A 17,386-nucleotide genomic window follows, 5' to 3' on the forward strand; every position below is an offset into this window, starting at 1 on the left:
ATGAGAGGATGTTTTTTTATTATTTATTTTCGTCTAAGAATAAGACCATATGCTCTTCGTCCCAATATTGTCCGTTATATTTTAATGAACGTTCTTGTACACCGAATGTTTTAAATCCTAATGATTCATAAAGTTTTTTTGCTCCATCGTTGCCGACAACAACATCAAGCATAACTTGTTCTACCTCTAAAGATTTAGCAAGTTCAAGACATTCTTTAATAAGTGCTTTTCCTGCTCCAAGTCCGCGTGCTTTTGGAGACACATATACAGAACCGATTTTAGCTTTATGTTCTTGTTTTACATATGGTTTCGTTTCCAGTGTTGCAACCCCGATTAATTGTCCATCTTTAAATGCACCTAGCGTATAGTTTTCATCTTGTGCTAATTTTTGTGCTTTATATTCAATCGCACACTCTTTATTAATAATATCTTCATAAGAAGAGCTGAAAGCTTCAGGGTTTTGCTTTAAACCTTCTACACGAAGTTCTAAGTAAATTTCCGCTTCGTCTTTTGTTAATACATGGATATCCAATTATATCACCCTCCAAATCTTTGACAAATGTATCTTTATTTTATATTGAAATAAGAATAATTTCAAAAGCTTAGCTTATATGAGCTGATTTTATGAACAAAATAACACCAGTAGTGTTTACTACTACTGGTGTTTTCACACACACATATTATTCAAAAGGTAGCTCAATTATAAAGTTTGTTCCTACGCCTAATTTGCTTGTTACTAGAATGGAACCGTTATGCAATTCCACAATTTCTTTCGCAACAGCTAGCCCGATACCTTTTCCCCCAGTAGCTCTCGTTCTAGATTTATCAACACGATAAAAACGATCGAAAATATGTGAGATATCTTCTTCAGGAATACCTTCTCCCTCATCGTCTACACTTATTGTAAAAGAATCTGTTTCCGTGAGTACACGTATCGTAATAGATGTGTTTTCTGGCGAATGTTGATAAGCATTGTGTAATAAATTTAACATAACTTGCTCCATACGTCTTTCGTCTATGCAAACTTTTAAATCATCTTTGCAATATACATGGAGTTGCATTTGTTTATTTGTTAATGTTGTTTTTGTTTTTTCAATCATTCGTTCTAAAAATGGTTTCAGGATTACTTTTTGTTTTTTGATAACAAACTGGTGTTGTTCTAACTGTACAAGCATAAATAAATCTTGGACGAGATCAGTGACACTATCTGTTTCATCCTCAATGATTTGCAAGTATTCTTCTCGTTCTTCTTTCGTTAAAGAGTCTCTCTTTGCTACCTTCGCATACCCTTTCATATAGGTCAAGGGAGTTAATAGTTCATGGGCAACACTAGCGAGAAATTCATTGCGTTCTTTTTTCATATAAGTCAGTTCACTGGACAAATCTTCAATCGTTTTTGCTAAGCTCCCAAGTTCATCATTTCGTTTTATACCTAATTGAATTGGCGTATTTAATTTTGACATTTTTTCTGTTGCCCTCTTCATTTTTATAAGTGGTTCTGTAATAACACGAGAAAAAACAAAGACAGAAATAGTAGTCAAAATAATTGTTAAAACACTAATGATAAGGAATTGGTTCATGAGTTTAAGTAACATATTTTCTAAGAAAGATGTTTTTAATAACATATATAACTTTCCTTGAAACTTTGTTGTGTTAAGTGGGCTTACTGTTGTGATGAATTTTGATTTTTTCCAGTTTCTTTCGACGATTAATCCGCTTTCTGGGACAGATTCTGTTTTACAAGTAAGTTGTTTTTGCATTTCCTTTGTTACGGGTTCTGAGGTGGAAATAATTTTGCCGTTATGGTCAGTAATAATGATAGCTATATCGGAGTTAGAAATTGATTCCGATTCAACTAAGTGTGCAGCCGCATTTGCAATCTCGAACTCAGGGTACACGGGGCGTTTAGGATTTTTATTGTGTTCAGCGTGTTGCATTTCTTTATAATATTCATCCCGTCTCTCGCGAATTTTAATTTTTTTACTATAGCGATTACCTTTTTCTAAAAGAGCAAGTGTTTCTTCTTCAATCCGCATTGTTGAAATGCTTTTGTAAAAAGAAACGAAAGCAATTGTTTCAATGCATAAAGCTAATATTAAAAAGTATGTCCCGATTTTAAGGGAAAGTTTGCTCATGTTCTCACCATACCTTATTCATAATAAACGGTCAGTGGTACGATATTTTCCACTGACCGAAGTAATTATTCACTTTTCCATTTATATCCGACTTTATAGACAGTTTCTAAGTAATTTTCAACTGGAAATCCTTTTTTGCGTAATTTATCACGGATATTGCGAATATGTGAATCGATTGTTCTATATTCAATGTCTGTTTCATAACCCCAAATTTTTTCGATTAAATCATCTCGGCTATAAGCACGATTTGTATTTTGTAAAAATAGTCCAAGTAAAGAAAACTCGATAGGAGTTAGTGAAATTTTTTCGTCATATACTGTGACAGTATGTTTCGTTTTATCCCACTCAATACCATTGAAGCTAACGAAGCCATCTTTCTTTGTACGGCGTAATATAGCCTCAATTCTTGCGACTAATACATGCTCATCAAATGGTTTTGTAATATAGTCGTCCGCGCCCATAGTGAGGCCTTTCACCATATCGTAATTTTGGTTACGAGCTGTTAGCATAATAATTGGAACGTTGGAAATTTGACGGATTTGATAGCAAGTATCCCAGCCATCCATATTCGGCATCATAACATCTAACAAAATAATATCGAAGTCTTTTTGTTCTATTAACTTTAGCGCTTCAAGGCCAGAGGTAGCTTTCATACAAAAATAGCCACGAGGACTTAAGAACAGATCTAATAATCGTAACATACGTTCTTCATCGTCTACTAATAAAATTTTTACCATAATCTTGTGCACCCCAAACTGTTCATTCTACTTGTATAGTTTACATGAAAATAATAAAAAACTCTTTTTATGTGATTGGGTGGAAGAGTTATTTTTCGTTCAGAGTAATTGACATAAAAAATGCACTAGTTTTGCACAACTATTTTTTATAATAGAAAACGTAGCGACACAAAATACCCTATGTTGCGACATAACGTCATGTCATTTTATTTATAAAATGACAATTCCATTCTATTGTGTATGTGAGATAGAGAGGGTTTTCGTATTCACCTCGCATCGGATAAGAAAAATTTCCTATCTCACACTTTTTTTTAAAAGGAGATCATACACATGAATCCAAAAGAAGAAATTTCAAAAAAAGAAAAGCAAGATCGTAATACGGTTGTCATGTGCATTGCCGTATCTATGGTTATTATTATAAGTTGTGTAAATAAAATTTTGGGGATTTTATAATATAAAAAAAGCTTATTGCTTCTTAAGAAGCAATAAGCTTTTTTCATTATTAGAGGAATCGTTCTATATGATAAACCAAGGTAAAATTGCTAACCCAGAAGTCACAATCGCTGTAGTACATATTAAAAGCATAGCTCGTTTGTTTTGTTTCATGTCACATTCTCCTTTATGTATCAATTGAATGCTATACGTTCATTTCATGATTGGTGCTTTACTTTATACTTTTAGTATAATGAATGGAAAGGTTTGGTACGATCGATAAAGGTGACATGAAGATTACATTGTTGTGATGAAAAAAGCACCTTTCTTAATAAGAAGATGCTTTTAAAAACTATATTGAAGTATTAATCATTTAAGAATAGAACCATATGTTCCTCGTCCCAATATTGGCCATTATGTTTTAATGAACGCTCTTGTACGCCGTAAGTTTGGAAGCCTAATGACTCATATAATTTTTTTGCGGCATCGTTACCAACTACAACATCGAGCATAAGTTGTTCTACATGTAATTTATCGGCATTTTCAATAATTGCTTTAATGAGAGCTCGTCCTGCTCCAAGGCCACGCGCTTTTGGGGAAACGAAAACGGAACCGATTTTTGCTTTATGTTCTTGTTTAATGAAAGGCTTTGTTTCTAAAGTAGCAATGCCGATTAAATCGTTATCTTTGAAGACCCCTAGAGTATACTTATCCGGATTGCTTAATCGTTTTGCCATAGCAGCTACAGGATTCTCATGTTTCAGAACATCTTCATAAGAAGAGCTAAAAGCTTCCGGGTTCTTCGTTAAACCTTCCATACAAACTTTTAAATATATTTCTGCGTCCTCTGTCGTTAATAAGCGAATTTCCATAGTTGTAACCTCCTTGGTCGATTTCAAATAAAATAGATCCATTACTTTTATAAGATTGAGTATGCGTTTTGTTAGCAGTCTCTTTTAATTTGTAAAAGAATGAAAAGATATATGCTACAATGTTTTGTTTTTTAATATGTAATGAAATTATATATTAACTTTATTAACTATTCAAGTGTTTAATATATTACATTTTCATAACTAAAATAACTCCTCGATTGAGGAGTTATTTTAGTTATTCGATTGATAACCATCAATTCGATGTGGATGTGTGTAAATATTACAAGATCCATTTCTAATAAATCCTACAACTGTAATGCCTAAATCGTGAGCGAGTTGCAATGCTAGTTTTGTTGGAGCAGATTTAGATAGAACAATTTCGCATCCAATTTTTGAAACTTTGAGTAAAATTTCGGATGAAATGCGACCGCTAAATGCAATGGTTTTTCCTTTAACGGATATATCATTGCGCAAACAGTGGCCATATATTTTATCTAATGCGTTATGTCTTCCAATATCCATTCTTGATAGGAGGATATTGTTTCGATCGCATAGTGCGGTATTGTGAACACCGCCAGTTTGGCGAAATGTAGTGGAAGATTGTTGTAAAGTATTCATTAAGTGAAAGCATTCTTCAGGAGTAATTTTCACGTGTATATCATGTAAATCTTTTGCCTTTGCTGCGTCGTTAACGAAAATAAAACCTTGTCTACCTTTTCCGCAGCAAGAAGTAATGTATCGTTTATTATATAAATTTTGATAGAGCGGATTTATTTTTGATGATGTTACATGGACAATTCCGTTATCTTTTTGAACCCATAGTTCTTCAACATCTTTATAGGAAGAAATAATTCCTTCAGAAATTAAAAAACCAATTACCATATCTTCAATATAATTTGGTGTGCATACGACTGTTACATATTCTTCACCATTCAATTTAATCGTAATAGGAGATTCTGTAACAATCTCATCAAGCTGTTTTGAAAATGTACCAGATTGATAGCGTACAATTGTATAAGTCTCTTGCGTAGGCCCCATATTAAATTCCCCTTTTATATGTATTTCTCTCCCATATTTATCATAAAACAATGGGGAAATAAAAACACCTATTAGCAAGAAGATCACAGATTATTTTGGTTATTATTGTATATGTACGATATAATAGAACGGTAGAATAGTGATATTTTCAAGCTTTTGTAGTTATACCTTATAACATCTAGAATCGACTTCATAAGAAAAGTATTTGCGCAGAGCGTTTCAAAAATATGTACAGTAATGCGATTTTGAAAACGGATTCATAATCGTGTTTTGTACAGTTGGTTGTAAGGAGAGGGGAAACTATGGCAGAACAGACAGTCCGTGTAACCGTGGATGGTAAAGAATTTTCCGCATCGGGTGAAAAGACGATACTACAATTATTTAACGAGAGTAATTTGGAACATCCTCAAATTTGTCATGTACCAGAAGTAGATCCAATTCAAACTTGTGATACGTGTATTGTAGAAGTGAATGGGAAGTTAATGCGTGCTTGTTCAACGAAATTAGAGAATGGTATGCATATCGAAAGACAGTCCCAGCGTGCAAAAGAGGCACAGACAGAGGCAATGGATCGAATATTAGAGAATCATTTATTGTATTGTACTGTTTGTGATAACAATAATGGTAACTGTAAAGTCCATAACACGGTACATATGATGGGAATTGAAGAACAGAAATATCCGTATGAGCCGAAAGTAAGTGCTTGTGAAGTGGATATGTCACATCCTTTTTATCGGTATGATCCAAATCAATGTATTGCTTGTGGACAGTGTGTAGAAGTATGTCAAAACTTACAGGTTAACGAAACTATATCAATAGATTGGAGCTTAGATCGTCCACGTGTTATATGGGATCATGGTGTAAGCATCAATGACTCGTCTTGTGTAAGTTGCGGGCAGTGTGTAACAGTATGTCCATGTAATGCATTAATGGAAAAATCAATGTTAGGAGAAGCTGGATTCATGACTGGATTAAAACCAGATGTGTTAGATCCGATGATTGATTTTGTAAAGGATGTAGAGCCTGGATATAGTAGTATTTTAGCGGTTTCGGAAGTAGAGGCTGCGATGCGTAGGACGAAAGTGAATAAAACAAAAACAGTTTGTACATTTTGTGGTGTCGGTTGTTCATTCGAAGTATGGACGAAAGATCGCCATATACTAAAAGTTCAACCTGTTTCAGATGCACCTGTTAATGGTATTTCCACATGTGTAAAAGGAAAATTTGGATGGGACTTTGTAAATAGTGAAGATCGCATTACGAAGCCATTAATTCGCCAAGGAGATATGTTTGTTGAAGCTACTTGGGAAGAGGCTCTTGAAGTTGTTGCTTCTAATATGCAGCATATTAAATCTGAATATGGTAGCGATGCATTTGGATTTATTTCTTCATCAAAAGTAACGAATGAAGAAAACTACCTTATGCAAAAGCTAGCTCGACAAATATATGGAACGAATAATGTGGACAATTGTTCTCGTTATTGTCAATCTCCAGCAACAGATGGTTTATTTAAAACTGTCGGTATGGGCGGGGACGCTGGAACAGTGAAAGATATAGCTGAAGCAGGCCTTGTCATTATCGTTGGTGCGAATCCAACAGAAGGACACCCTGTACTTGCGACGCGTGTAAAACGTGCTCATAAATTACACGAGCAAAAACTGATTGTAGCAGACCTTCGCAAACATGAAATGGCAGAGCGTGCGGATTTATTTATTCATCCGCGCCAGGGTACGGATTACGTATGGCTTGCTGGTATTACGAAATATATTATTGATCAAGATTGGCACGATAAAAAGTTTTTAGCTGAAAATGTGAAGAACTTTGATGAATATAGCAAAATGTTAGAAAAGTATACGCTTGATTATACAGAAGAAATCACGGGGATTTTGAAAGAAAATCTAAAAGAAATGGCTCGTATGGTATATGAAGCAGATGGTACTTGTGTGCTTTGGGGAATGGGTGTAACGCAAAATACAGGAGGAAGTACAACTTCTGCAGCCATTTCAAATTTACTGCTTGTTACAGGCAACTATCGTCGTCCTGGTGCAGGCGCATATCCATTACGAGGTCATAATAACGTACAAGGTGCCTGTGATATGGCAACATTACCAAACTGGCTTCCAGGTTATCAAGCAGTATCAGATGATACGCTTCGTGCTAAGTTTGAAAAAGCATATGGCACAACGATTCCGAAAGCACCAGGATTAAATAATATTGCAATGTTACTCGCGGCAGAAGAAGGAAAATTACGTGGTATGTATGTCATGGGGGAAGAAATGGCTTTAGTCGATTCTAATGCGAACCATGTACAACATATTTTAGCGAATTTAGACTTCCTCGTTGTTCAAGATATGTTCTTATCAAAAACAGCCCGTTTTGCTGATGTTATTTTGCCAGCGGCACCAAGCTTAGAAAAAGAAGGTACGTTTACGAATACAGAGCGCCGTATTCAAAGATTATATGAAGTATTGAAACCGCTTGGTGATTCAAAACCAGACTGGTGGATTTTACAAAAAGTTGCTCGTGCACTCGGCGGTGATTGGAATTACGAAAGTCCAAGTGAAATTATGGACGAAATCGCATCACTTGCACCGTTATACTCTCAAGCAACGTACGACCGTCTAGAAGGATGGAATAGTTTATGTTGGGGTAGTCATGATGGTAGCGATACACCACTATTATATGTAGACGGATTTAACTTCCCAGATAAACTCGCTCGTTTATCATTAGATGAATGGATACCACCGGTTGTAGCGCCAGATGAGTATGATTTACTTTTAAATAATGGACGTATGCTAGAACATTTCCATGAAGGGAATATGACGAATAAGTCGGCTGGTATTTTATCTAAAGTATCTGAAGTATTTGTTGAAATTTCACCCGAACTCGCTATAGAGCGCAATGTGAAAGATGGTGGTCTTGTAGAATTAGCATCACCATTTGGAAAGATTAAAGTACAAGCGCTTATTACTGATCGTGTAACTGGGAAAGAGCTATATTTACCGATGCATGCAACGATAAATGAAGAAGCGATTAATATTTTAACTGGGACGGCAACAGACCTGTATACGTGTACACCGGCGTATAAGCAAACGATGGTGAAAATGCGTGTATTACGTGAAAAAGGAAACCGTCCGTTACCATCTTCAAACCCGAGAGATAAACAGCGTAATCCGCAAAATGGTGTTGAAATTGAGCAAAAATGGCAAAGAAAACAATACGTATCACTTGTGGACTAGGGGGCGGAGATAGTGGCGAAAGAAATTACGTTAATTAAAAAGAAAGTTATAACAGAGGAAGAACAGAAACAGCAAGTAGCAGAGGAACTTCTAAATGAGCTATCTAATAATCGTGAAGCAGTAGAAGAAACAATGCAGCTTCTCGCACAGTTGCAGAAGGCTGGTATATTAGATGCGGCGATTAGTTTGCTTGCTGCGAAGGAAGATGTTTCAAAAATCGCTGTGGAGCAATTAAATCGTGAACCAGTTAAAAATGCACTTAACAACATGATGGGGGCGGGGGAAGCACTGTCCTCAGTTGACCCAGAAGTAACAAAGCAAATCACATCGAGTTTAGTCACTGGATTGCAATTTGCAACAGATGAATTAAAGAGTGGTAAAAAAACAAAAGTAATGGATTTCTTTAAAGTGTTAAAAGATCCAGATATCAATAGAGCCATTACATTCGGATTTAGCTTCTTGAAAGCATTTGGACAAGGGTTAGAGAAAAAATAGATTCAATGAAAAAGTGATGGGAAGTAGCCATCACTTTTTTCATTGTATGTATAAGAGTGTTCATGTTAAGCGGAATATATTATTATTAAAGGGATGGGTTAGAAATGGAAATGTGGAATCCATCTCAAATATCGTTTTAGAATGTGGAGGAATATATGCAACACCGTAAAAGACTATCTATACCAGGAGTAATGAGACATTCCTTTCAAACTGTTAGATTTGCCTTTTGGAATGTGTTAACATTCCAACTTGCTTATAAATTGTTAGCAGCGATTGTGTTTATCCCACTTTTCGGTATTATTTTCAATAAGTTGTTGTACTTTGGTGGGTATGCAAACGCAACAAATGATGAGTTATTAGCATTTTTGAAAACACCATACGGGATTTTGGCGATTGTAATTTTATCTATATTGGCATTGTTCCTGATCTTTACAGAGTTTGCAGTACTTATTATCATTTCGTACTTCGCTCATAAAAGGCAAAAGGTGAGATTACGTCCAATTTTATATAAAACAGTAACGTATTTACCTTCTCTGTTTACATATTGCTTACCTGGATTTGTTTTGTATGCAGTTGTACTATTACCACTATTAAGTATGGGATATAAATCTGCATTGATTCCTGAAATTCAAATTCCTAATTTTATTACAGGTGAACTATTTAAGACAACAATGGGGCAAGTGGGATATTATACTTTCTTTGCTGTAGTTGCCTATTTGAATCTTCGTTGGATTTTTGTTTTACCTATTATTGTTTTAGAGGATAAGCCGTTCCGTACGGCAGCACGAAAAAGCGCAAACCTAGTAAAAGAAAGCTTCTTTAAAGTGTTGTTCTTTTTAGTAGGTTTTTTCATATCTGTAGGAATTGTTTTTCTTTTATGTATAGGAATTTATTTACTTTGTCTGTGGGGAGTATATGAATTTACAAACCCAGAAGGGACATTTGCACTACTAGCAGAGTCAACTATTTCTGTTTTCCTAACAAGTACATTGTATCTATTTAGCTTTATTATGACGCCGTTCTATATTATGGCGTTAACAAGACTGTATTTACAAAAGGTTCCAATCGAAGATGTTTTATTAGAAGAAGGATTAGATTATTCAAAGACGAAAGCAGATAAATGTTTCTTCCAAAAACATCGTTGGAAATTTATTGGCGTATATATTGTAGGAATTATTACTGCGGGAATGGTTGTTGCCTTCATTGTAACCTTTATTACAAACACATATAAAGAACCGATTATTATGGCTCATCGCGGTTATATTTCAAAAGGTGTAGAGAATACGAAAGAAGCTGTGCAGGGAGCTATTGATGCGAAAGCAGACTACGCTGAAATTGATGTACTACAAACGAAAGACGGTGAACTAGCAGTTATACATGATTTGAAGTTGAAACGTCTTGCAAATGCTAATGTTCATGTTTCGGATTTAACGATGGACGAGTTAAGACAGCTTACTCTTAGTCAAGATGGGTTTTCAGGACAAATCAGTACACTTGATGAAATCATTAAGCTGGCTAAGGGTAAAATCAAACTTAATATTGAAGTGAAGCTTCATGGTGGCGAAAAAGATTTTGTAAATAAAGTATTAAAAACGATTAAAGATAATGAATTTGAGAAGCAATGTGTCATTCAAACGTTACATTACCCGCTTATTAAAGAGTTTAAGCGTGCAAATGCAGATATAAAAGTCGGATATATACTATATGCAAGTAGAGCTAACTTAAAGAATGTGAAAGCTGATTTTTATGTAGCGGAAGAATATATGTTAAATAAGAAGTTAGTAAGAGAAGCAAGGAAGTTAAACAAGCCAATTTACGTATGGACAGTAAATGATATGGAAAGTTTAAAGGGATATTATAAGTTAAACGTAGATGGTATCATTACCGATTACCCTGAAGATGCACGTGAAACAATTAAGATGTTAAAAGAGCAAGAAGCGGAAGAAAGTGATCTGTTTGATAAAATTACGGAAACAACAGATGATTTATTTTCTAAGTTATTTATAAGTTACCCAGCTGCTGGCTAAATGCCTGCAGCTGTTTTTTTTTACAAAAAGAATATATCTCTAAAGTATTGTGTAAATTAATAACTGAATATGTATACGGCATCATTGAGGTTTCTTACATCGTTACATTATTGTCAAATAATAAATGATTACTACTTATTTTGAAGGAGTATAATAAAAATAGAGTGATAAATAATGAGATGGAACAAAGAGGCTAATAGAATCAATGTTCCATATATTTACACTATTCTAAATATATAAACTTTAAAAATATAGTATGTTAGCGTTTTCATAACTTTTAAGTTATGCTAGAATAAGGACATAAGTTATTAATTATTACAAAAAGAAAAAAGACTTTCTTTTTTCTGTTAATTATAAGGGGGCATTTCATTATGCGTATTGGGGTACCAGCAGAAATTAAAAACAACGAAAACCGTGTGGCAATGACACCAGCAGGTGTTGTACATTTAATTCGTAACAATCACGAAGTATTCATTCAAAAGGGTGCAGGTTTAGGATCTGGTTTCACAGATGCTCAGTATGTTGAAGCAGGAGCAAAAATTGTTGATACAGCTGAAGAAGCTTGGAACATGGAAATGGTTATGAAAGTTAAGGAACCAATTGAAAGCGAATACAAACACTTCAGCGAAGGTTTAATCTTATTCACATACTTACACTTAGCTCCAGAACCAGAATTAACAAAAGCACTAATCGAAAAGAAAGTTGTTTCTATTGCATATGAAACAGTACAATTAGAAAACCGTTCTCTACCATTACTTGCACCTATGAGTGAAGTAGCTGGTCGTATGGCTGCACAAATTGGTGCACAATTCCTTGAGAAGAACAAAGGCGGTAAAGGTATCTTACTTGCAGGTGTTCCAGGGGTTAAACGTGGTAAAGTAACAATCATCGGTGGTGGACAAGCTGGTACAAATGCTGCTAAAATTGCAGTTGGACTAGGTGCGGATGTAACAATCATCGACTTAAGTGCAGAACGTCTTCGTCAATTAGATGACATTTTCGGAAACCAAGTAAAAACTTTAATGTCTAATCCTTACAATATTGCAGAAGCTGTAAAAGAGTCTGATCTTGTAATCGGTGCAGTATTAATCCCAGGTGCAAAAGCGCCAAAACTTGTAACAGAAGAAATGATTAAATCAATGGAACCAGGTTCTGTTGTTGTAGATATCGCGATTGACCAAGGTGGTATTTTCGAAACAACTGACCGTATTACAACTCATGATAACCCAACTTACGAAAAACACGGCGTTGTTCATTATGCAGTTGCAAACATGCCAGGTGCGGTTCCACGTACATCAACTCTTGCATTAACAAACGTAACAGTACCATACGCAGTACAAATTGCGAACAAAGGCTACAAAGAAGCTTGCCTAGGCAACTCTGCGTTACTAAAAGGTATTAACACATTAGACGGCTATGTAACATTTGAAGCAGTTGCAGAAGCTCACGGTGTAGAGTACAAAGGTGCTAAAGAATTATTAGAAGCAGAAACAGTATCTTGCTAATAGAAGCATTATACAAAACAAAATCGAACAATATATAAACCAACATGATAAGAGCTAAGAGTGAATATCTCTTAGCTCTTCTTGGCAAAAGGGGGCATACATCGTGGCCAACCTATTTAAAAAGAAATCCGTTACGCAATTGTTAGGGGAAAGTAAAAGTAAAACTTTAACGAAAACGCTAGGGGCATTCGACCTAACAATGCTAGGGATTGGTGCGATAATTGGTACAGGAGTTCTAGTATTAACAGGATTAGTAGCAGCAAGAGATGCTGGTCCAGCAGTTATTTTTTCATTCATGATTGCAGCGATTGTTTGTGGGTTTGCAGCATTATGTTATGCAGAAGTTGCATCTACACTGCCGGTTTCAGGTAGTGTGTACACATATTCATATGCGACAATTGGTGAGTTTATTGCCCACCTAATGGGATGGACATTACTATCTGTATATGTCGTAACAACTGCCGCAGTAGCTGGTGGATGGACAGGTTATTTCAATAACTTAGTGAGTGGATTTGGGTTAGAAATTCCAACAGAGCTGTTAAAAATTCCATCACAAGGTGGAATTGTGAATTTACCAGCAGTAGTTATTACTTTAGTTTTAACTTGGTTATTATCAAGAGGTACGAAAGAAAGTAAACGTGTGAATAACATAATGGTATTAATCAAAATTGGTATTGTTATTTTATTCATTGCAGTTGGTGCGTTTTACGTACAACCAGAAAACTGGACACCATTTGCACCATACGGTATGAGCGGAATCTTTGCCGGAGGAGCAGCAGTATTCTTCGCTTTCTTAGGATTTGATGCATTAGCAACTTCTGCTGAAGAAGTAAAAAATCCACAACGTGATTTACCGATTGGTATTATTGTTTCGTTAGTAATTTGTACAATCATTTATGTTGTAGTTTGTCTCGTTATGACAGGTATGGTTTCTTATAAAGAGTTAGATGTACCAGAGGCTATGGCATATGTGTTAGAGGTTGTAGGACAAGATAAAGTAGCAGGTGTAATCGCAGTTGGAGCTGTAATTGGTATTATGGCTGTAATCTTTGCTTACATTTATGCAACAACACGTGTATTCTTCGCGATGAGCCGTGATGGTTTATTACCGAAATCATTTGCGAAAATTAATAAGAAAACAGAAGCGCCAGTATTCTCAACTTGGTTAACAGGTATTGGTAGTGCTTTAATTGCTGGATTTATCGATTTAAAAGAATTGTCGAATTTAGCGAATATTGGAGCATTGTTAACATTTGCGATGGTAGGTGTGTCAGTTATTATTCTTCGTAAAACACATCCGAACTTAAAACGAGGCTTTGTGGTACCACTTGTACCAACGCTACCGATTATTTCAATCGCATGTTGTCTATTCTTAATGTTTAACCTACCGTTAACAACATGGATTTACTTCGGTATTTGGTTAGCAATTGGAGTAGTTGTATACTTTGTTTATTCGAAAAAACATAGTCATTTAAAAGACGATGGAAGTTCGCAGGATAATTTAGAACAAGCTAATTAAAAGCTTAATTAAAAGGGATATAAGTATAGTAAGCCTTGTGCGTCTAGGGAGCGCGCAAGGCTTTTTTCTTTTGGGTAAAATGTACATCCTTTTTTGTATGAGAATGTAATGGATGCGGAAAATATGTGTAGATCTTTTTTAAAATGTGAACGAAATGTTCAAAAAAATGTATGAGATTTCATTGACACATATGAATGGACGCTCATATAATAAGAGTATAAGATATATGAATGATTGTTCATATGTTCAAATAAAGAGGTGAGCTATAATGGCTGTAAATAAAGTAGAAACACCACAAGAGACATGTTCTCAAACGATAATTCATGAAGAAGTTGTTGATCAAGTAAAACAAACAATTCCAACTGATGAAAGTTTAAGTAAAGTAGCAGAACTATTTAAAGTATTAGGCGATCGTACACGTACGAGAATATTACATGCGTTATTTGAAGCAGAAATGTGCGTTTGTGATTTAGCGTATTTATTAGGAATGACACAATCATCTATTTCACACCAGCTTCGTGTGTTAAAGCAAGCGAAACTTGTAAAGAATCGTAAAGAAGGAAAGGTCGTTTATTATTCGTTAGCTGACCAGCACGTAATTCATATCTTCGAGCAAGCGTTTGAACACGTAAACGAGGAAGAATAAAAAGAACGCGAGGAGGGAGAACGATGGCTGAAGCATTAGTGAAAAAGAAACTGATGTTAGAAGGTTTAGATTGTGCGAACTGTGCAATGAAAATCGAAAAAGGTGTTGGAAATATAGAAGGAGTAAATTCTTGCTCTGTAAATTTCGCAACAAAAACAATGGTGTTAGAAACAGAACAAAATAAAGAAAGCGAAGTTGTTACAGAAGCGAAACAACTCGTTACAAAATTAGAACCGCACATTAAAGTGCAAGAAGAAAAAAGTACAAAAGTAGCAAAAGAAGTATTTATATTAGAAGGTTTAGATTGTGCAAACTGTGCGATGAAGATTGAAAATAAAGTGAAAGAAATGCCGACTGTTTCAGCAGCAACTGTTGATTTCGTATCAAAAAAATTAAGAGTTGAAGTAGCGAATAAAAGAGAATTAGAAGCGACTGTAGCAAATATAACAAATGTTGTTCAAAAGTTAGAGCCAGATGTGAAAGTTGTTCGTGAAGAAAAAGGTGGTCATGATCACGGGCATAGTCACGACCATGGTGAAGCAAATGTGAAAAAGATGGTAGGACGATTAGTGGTCGGCGGAATTTTGACAGCAATTGCTGCATTAGCTGGCTTACCACAAATGATCACAATTCCGTTATTCGTCCTTGCGTATTTATTAATAGGTGGAGATATCGTTTGGAGAGCGGTAAGAAACATAACTCGTGGTCAAGTGTTCGATGAGAACTTCTTAATGGCAATTGCAACACTAGGAGCTTTCGCGATCCAGCAATACCCAGAAGCGGTTGCAGTAATGTTATTCTATCAAGTAGGGGAATTATTCCAAAGTATTGCGGTAAACCGTTCTCGAAAATCAATTACTTCGTTAATGGATATTCGTCCTGATTATGCGAATGTAAAAGTTGGAAATGAAACGAAACAAGTATCGCCAGAAGATGTACAAATCGGTGATTATATTATCGTGAAACCTGGTGAGAAAGTACCGTTAGACGGAAAAGTAATTGAAGGAACATCCATGGTAGATACTTCAGCATTGACTGGTGAATCTGTACCACGTGAAGTGGAAGTTGGAAATGATGTACTAAGTGGTTTTGTGAACCAAAATGGTGTATTAACAATTGAAGTTACAAAAGAGTTTGGCGAATCAACTGTATCAAAAATTTTAGATTTAGTTCAAAATGCAAGCAGTAAAAAAGCGCCGACAGAAAACTTTATTACGAAGTTTGCACGTTACTACACTCCAGTTGTAGTTATTACAGCAGCGATCATGGCGTTTATTCCACCACTTATTTTAGAAGGAGCGACATTTGCAGATTGGATTTATAGAGCGTTAGTGTTCTTAGTAATCTCTTGTCCATGTGCGTTAGTTGTATCTATTCCTCTTGGATTCTTTGGAGGTATCGGTGGCGCATCTAAAAGTGGTGTGTTAGTAAAAGGAAGTAACTACTTAGAAGCTTTAAATGATGTGAAATATATTGTCTTTGATAAAACAGGAACATTAACAAAAGGTGTCTTCAAAGTTACAAAAATGGAACCAAGCGAAGGCATTACAAATGAAGAATTATTAGAGTATGCAGCATTTGCTGAAGTGTATTCTAACCATCCGATTGCACAATCGATTCGAAATGCATATGGAAAATCAATTGATGAAAAAATAATCGATGATTATAACGAAATTTCTGGTCACGGTACAGTCGTAAAAGTACAAGGAAAAGAAATTTTTGCAGGTAATGCTAAATTAATGAGAAAAGAAAACATTACATTTAAGCAACCAGAAACAGTAGGTACATTAGTTCACGTTGCTGTAGATGGGAAATACGCAGGTTATATTGTTATCTCTGATGAGGTAAAAGAAGATTCAAAACAAGCAATTCAAAAGTTAAAGGAATTAGGTATTAAGAAGACAGTCATGTTAACTGGGGATGCAAAAACAGTTGGTGAAGCTGTTGGTAAAGAATTAGGTTTAGATGAAGTTCACGCAGAACTATTACCGCAACAAAAAGTAGAAGAAATTGAAAAAATTGATGCAGCGAAGCACGGAAAAGAAAAAGTTGCTTTCGTTGGTGATGGCATTAATGACACACCAGTATTAGCAAGAGCAGATGTTGGTATTGCGATGGGTGGTTTAGGATCAGATGCAGCAATTGAAGCGGCAGATATCGTTATTATGACTGATGAGCCTTCAAAAATTGCGACAGCTGTAAACATTGCAAAACGTACAAGACGCATTGTATGGCAAAATATCATCTTTGCATTAGGAGTAAAAGGATTAGTTTTATTACTTGGTGCTTTCGGTATTGCAACAATGTGGGAAGCTGTCTTCTCAGATGTCGGTGTGACACTACTTGCAGTGTTAAATGCAATGCGTGTACTACGAGTGAAAGATTTATAAAAAAGAGGACGCAACTTGCGTCCTCTTTTTTAAGTTGTTTTGTTGAAATTGACTCAATAAAATAATAGCAAATATTATTTTAATAATGAATAACTTAATATTAAAATTTACAAATAAAAAATATTTGTCTTATTATGTTAATATATTTTTCATAAAGATATATATAGCATGAAAAAACAGAGAAGGGGAAGCTTCTCTGTTTTATCCCGCTTTAATGGGCAGTAAGACCCCCACCTCAAAATTTAGCGAAAGCAAAGAATTTAGGTAGGGGATCAACTGCCCATAAAAGTCCGATTGGTGAGTGCTAATAATCAGTGGGGGATGAAGAAAACCCCACTGATTAAAGTTTCA

The 17,386-nt window shown here is 35.3% G+C and carries 13 protein-coding genes; 8 read left to right on the forward strand and 5 right to left on the reverse strand.

Annotated elements, in window-relative coordinates:
* Positions 1-19 precede the first annotated feature (19 nt).
* The 3 genes from COL05_RS11460 to COL05_RS11470 form a co-directional block, all read right to left on the reverse strand.
* Positions 20-532 (reverse strand): GNAT family N-acetyltransferase, encoded by a 513-nt coding sequence (locus tag COL05_RS11460; RefSeq protein ID WP_000351216.1) that lies wholly within the window; start codon positions 530-532, stop codon positions 20-22.
* A gap of 148 nt (positions 533-680) precedes the next feature.
* Entirely contained in the window at positions 681-2,135 is a 1,455-nt protein-coding gene (locus COL05_RS11465) for a sensor histidine kinase (RefSeq protein WP_098668695.1), read from the reverse strand.
* A gap of 65 nt (positions 2,136-2,200) precedes the next feature.
* On the reverse strand, positions 2,201-2,872 hold the full coding sequence (locus tag COL05_RS11470; protein WP_000238949.1) for a response regulator transcription factor: 672 nt from the start codon (positions 2,870-2,872) through the stop codon (positions 2,201-2,203).
* 330 nt (positions 2,873-3,202) lie between these two features.
* Here COL05_RS11470 and COL05_RS31825 point away from each other — a divergent pair, with 330 nt between their 5' ends.
* A complete protein-coding gene (locus COL05_RS31825) occupies positions 3,203-3,325 on the forward strand; it encodes a hypothetical protein (RefSeq protein ID WP_001068388.1) in 123 nt (40 codons plus the stop codon).
* A 344-nt stretch (positions 3,326-3,669) separates the two neighbouring features.
* On the opposite strand, the gene COL05_RS11480 is transcribed toward COL05_RS31825, so the two are convergent.
* Both COL05_RS11480 and fdhD read right to left on the reverse strand, forming a co-directional pair.
* Positions 3,670-4,176 carry a GNAT family N-acetyltransferase gene (locus COL05_RS11480; RefSeq protein WP_000405883.1) on the reverse strand — a complete coding sequence of 169 codons (507 nt, stop codon included), beginning with the start codon at positions 4,174-4,176 and terminating at the stop codon, positions 3,670-3,672.
* Between the two features lie 231 nt (positions 4,177-4,407).
* Positions 4,408-5,214, reverse strand: a complete 807-nt coding sequence (fdhD, locus tag COL05_RS11485) for a formate dehydrogenase accessory sulfurtransferase FdhD (RefSeq protein WP_098668696.1) — start codon at positions 5,212-5,214, stop codon at positions 4,408-4,410.
* 302 nt (positions 5,215-5,516) lie between these two features.
* Between fdhD and fdhF the strand changes: the two genes are divergently transcribed.
* The 7 genes from fdhF to COL05_RS11520 all read left to right on the forward strand — a co-directional run bounded on the left by fdhF (position 5,517) and on the right by COL05_RS11520 (position 17,035).
* A complete protein-coding gene (gene fdhF, locus COL05_RS11490) occupies positions 5,517-8,453 on the forward strand; it encodes a formate dehydrogenase subunit alpha (RefSeq protein ID WP_098668697.1) in 2,937 nt (978 codons plus the stop codon).
* A gap of 12 nt (positions 8,454-8,465) precedes the next feature.
* Positions 8,466-8,948, forward strand: a complete 483-nt coding sequence (locus COL05_RS11495; RefSeq protein ID WP_098668698.1) for a helical membrane plugin domain-containing protein — start codon at positions 8,466-8,468, stop codon at positions 8,946-8,948.
* Positions 8,949-9,103: 155 nt separating this feature from the next.
* Entirely contained in the window at positions 9,104-10,975 is a 1,872-nt protein-coding gene (locus COL05_RS11500; protein ID WP_098668699.1) for a glycerophosphoryl diester phosphodiesterase membrane domain-containing protein, read from the forward strand.
* Between the two features lie 371 nt (positions 10,976-11,346).
* The gene (ald, locus tag COL05_RS11505) at positions 11,347-12,480 is read left to right on the forward strand and encodes an alanine dehydrogenase (protein WP_001219742.1); all 1,134 of its coding nucleotides are present in this window, start codon (positions 11,347-11,349) and stop codon (positions 12,478-12,480) included.
* 103 nt (positions 12,481-12,583) lie between these two features.
* Positions 12,584-13,999, forward strand: coding sequence for an amino acid permease (locus tag COL05_RS11510; protein WP_098668700.1), 1,416 nt, complete (start codon positions 12,584-12,586; stop codon positions 13,997-13,999).
* 268 nt (positions 14,000-14,267) lie between these two features.
* Positions 14,268-14,645 (forward strand): ArsR/SmtB family transcription factor, encoded by a 378-nt coding sequence (locus tag COL05_RS11515; protein WP_000290207.1) that lies wholly within the window; start codon positions 14,268-14,270, stop codon positions 14,643-14,645.
* Between the two features lie 23 nt (positions 14,646-14,668).
* The gene (locus COL05_RS11520; protein WP_098668701.1) at positions 14,669-17,035 is read left to right on the forward strand and encodes a heavy metal translocating P-type ATPase; all 2,367 of its coding nucleotides are present in this window, start codon (positions 14,669-14,671) and stop codon (positions 17,033-17,035) included.
* Positions 17,036-17,386 lie beyond the last annotated feature (351 nt).

This window comes from Bacillus sp. AFS059628 (assembly GCF_002571225.1).
Taxonomy (GTDB): domain Bacteria; phylum Bacillota; class Bacilli; order Bacillales; family Bacillaceae_G; genus Bacillus_A.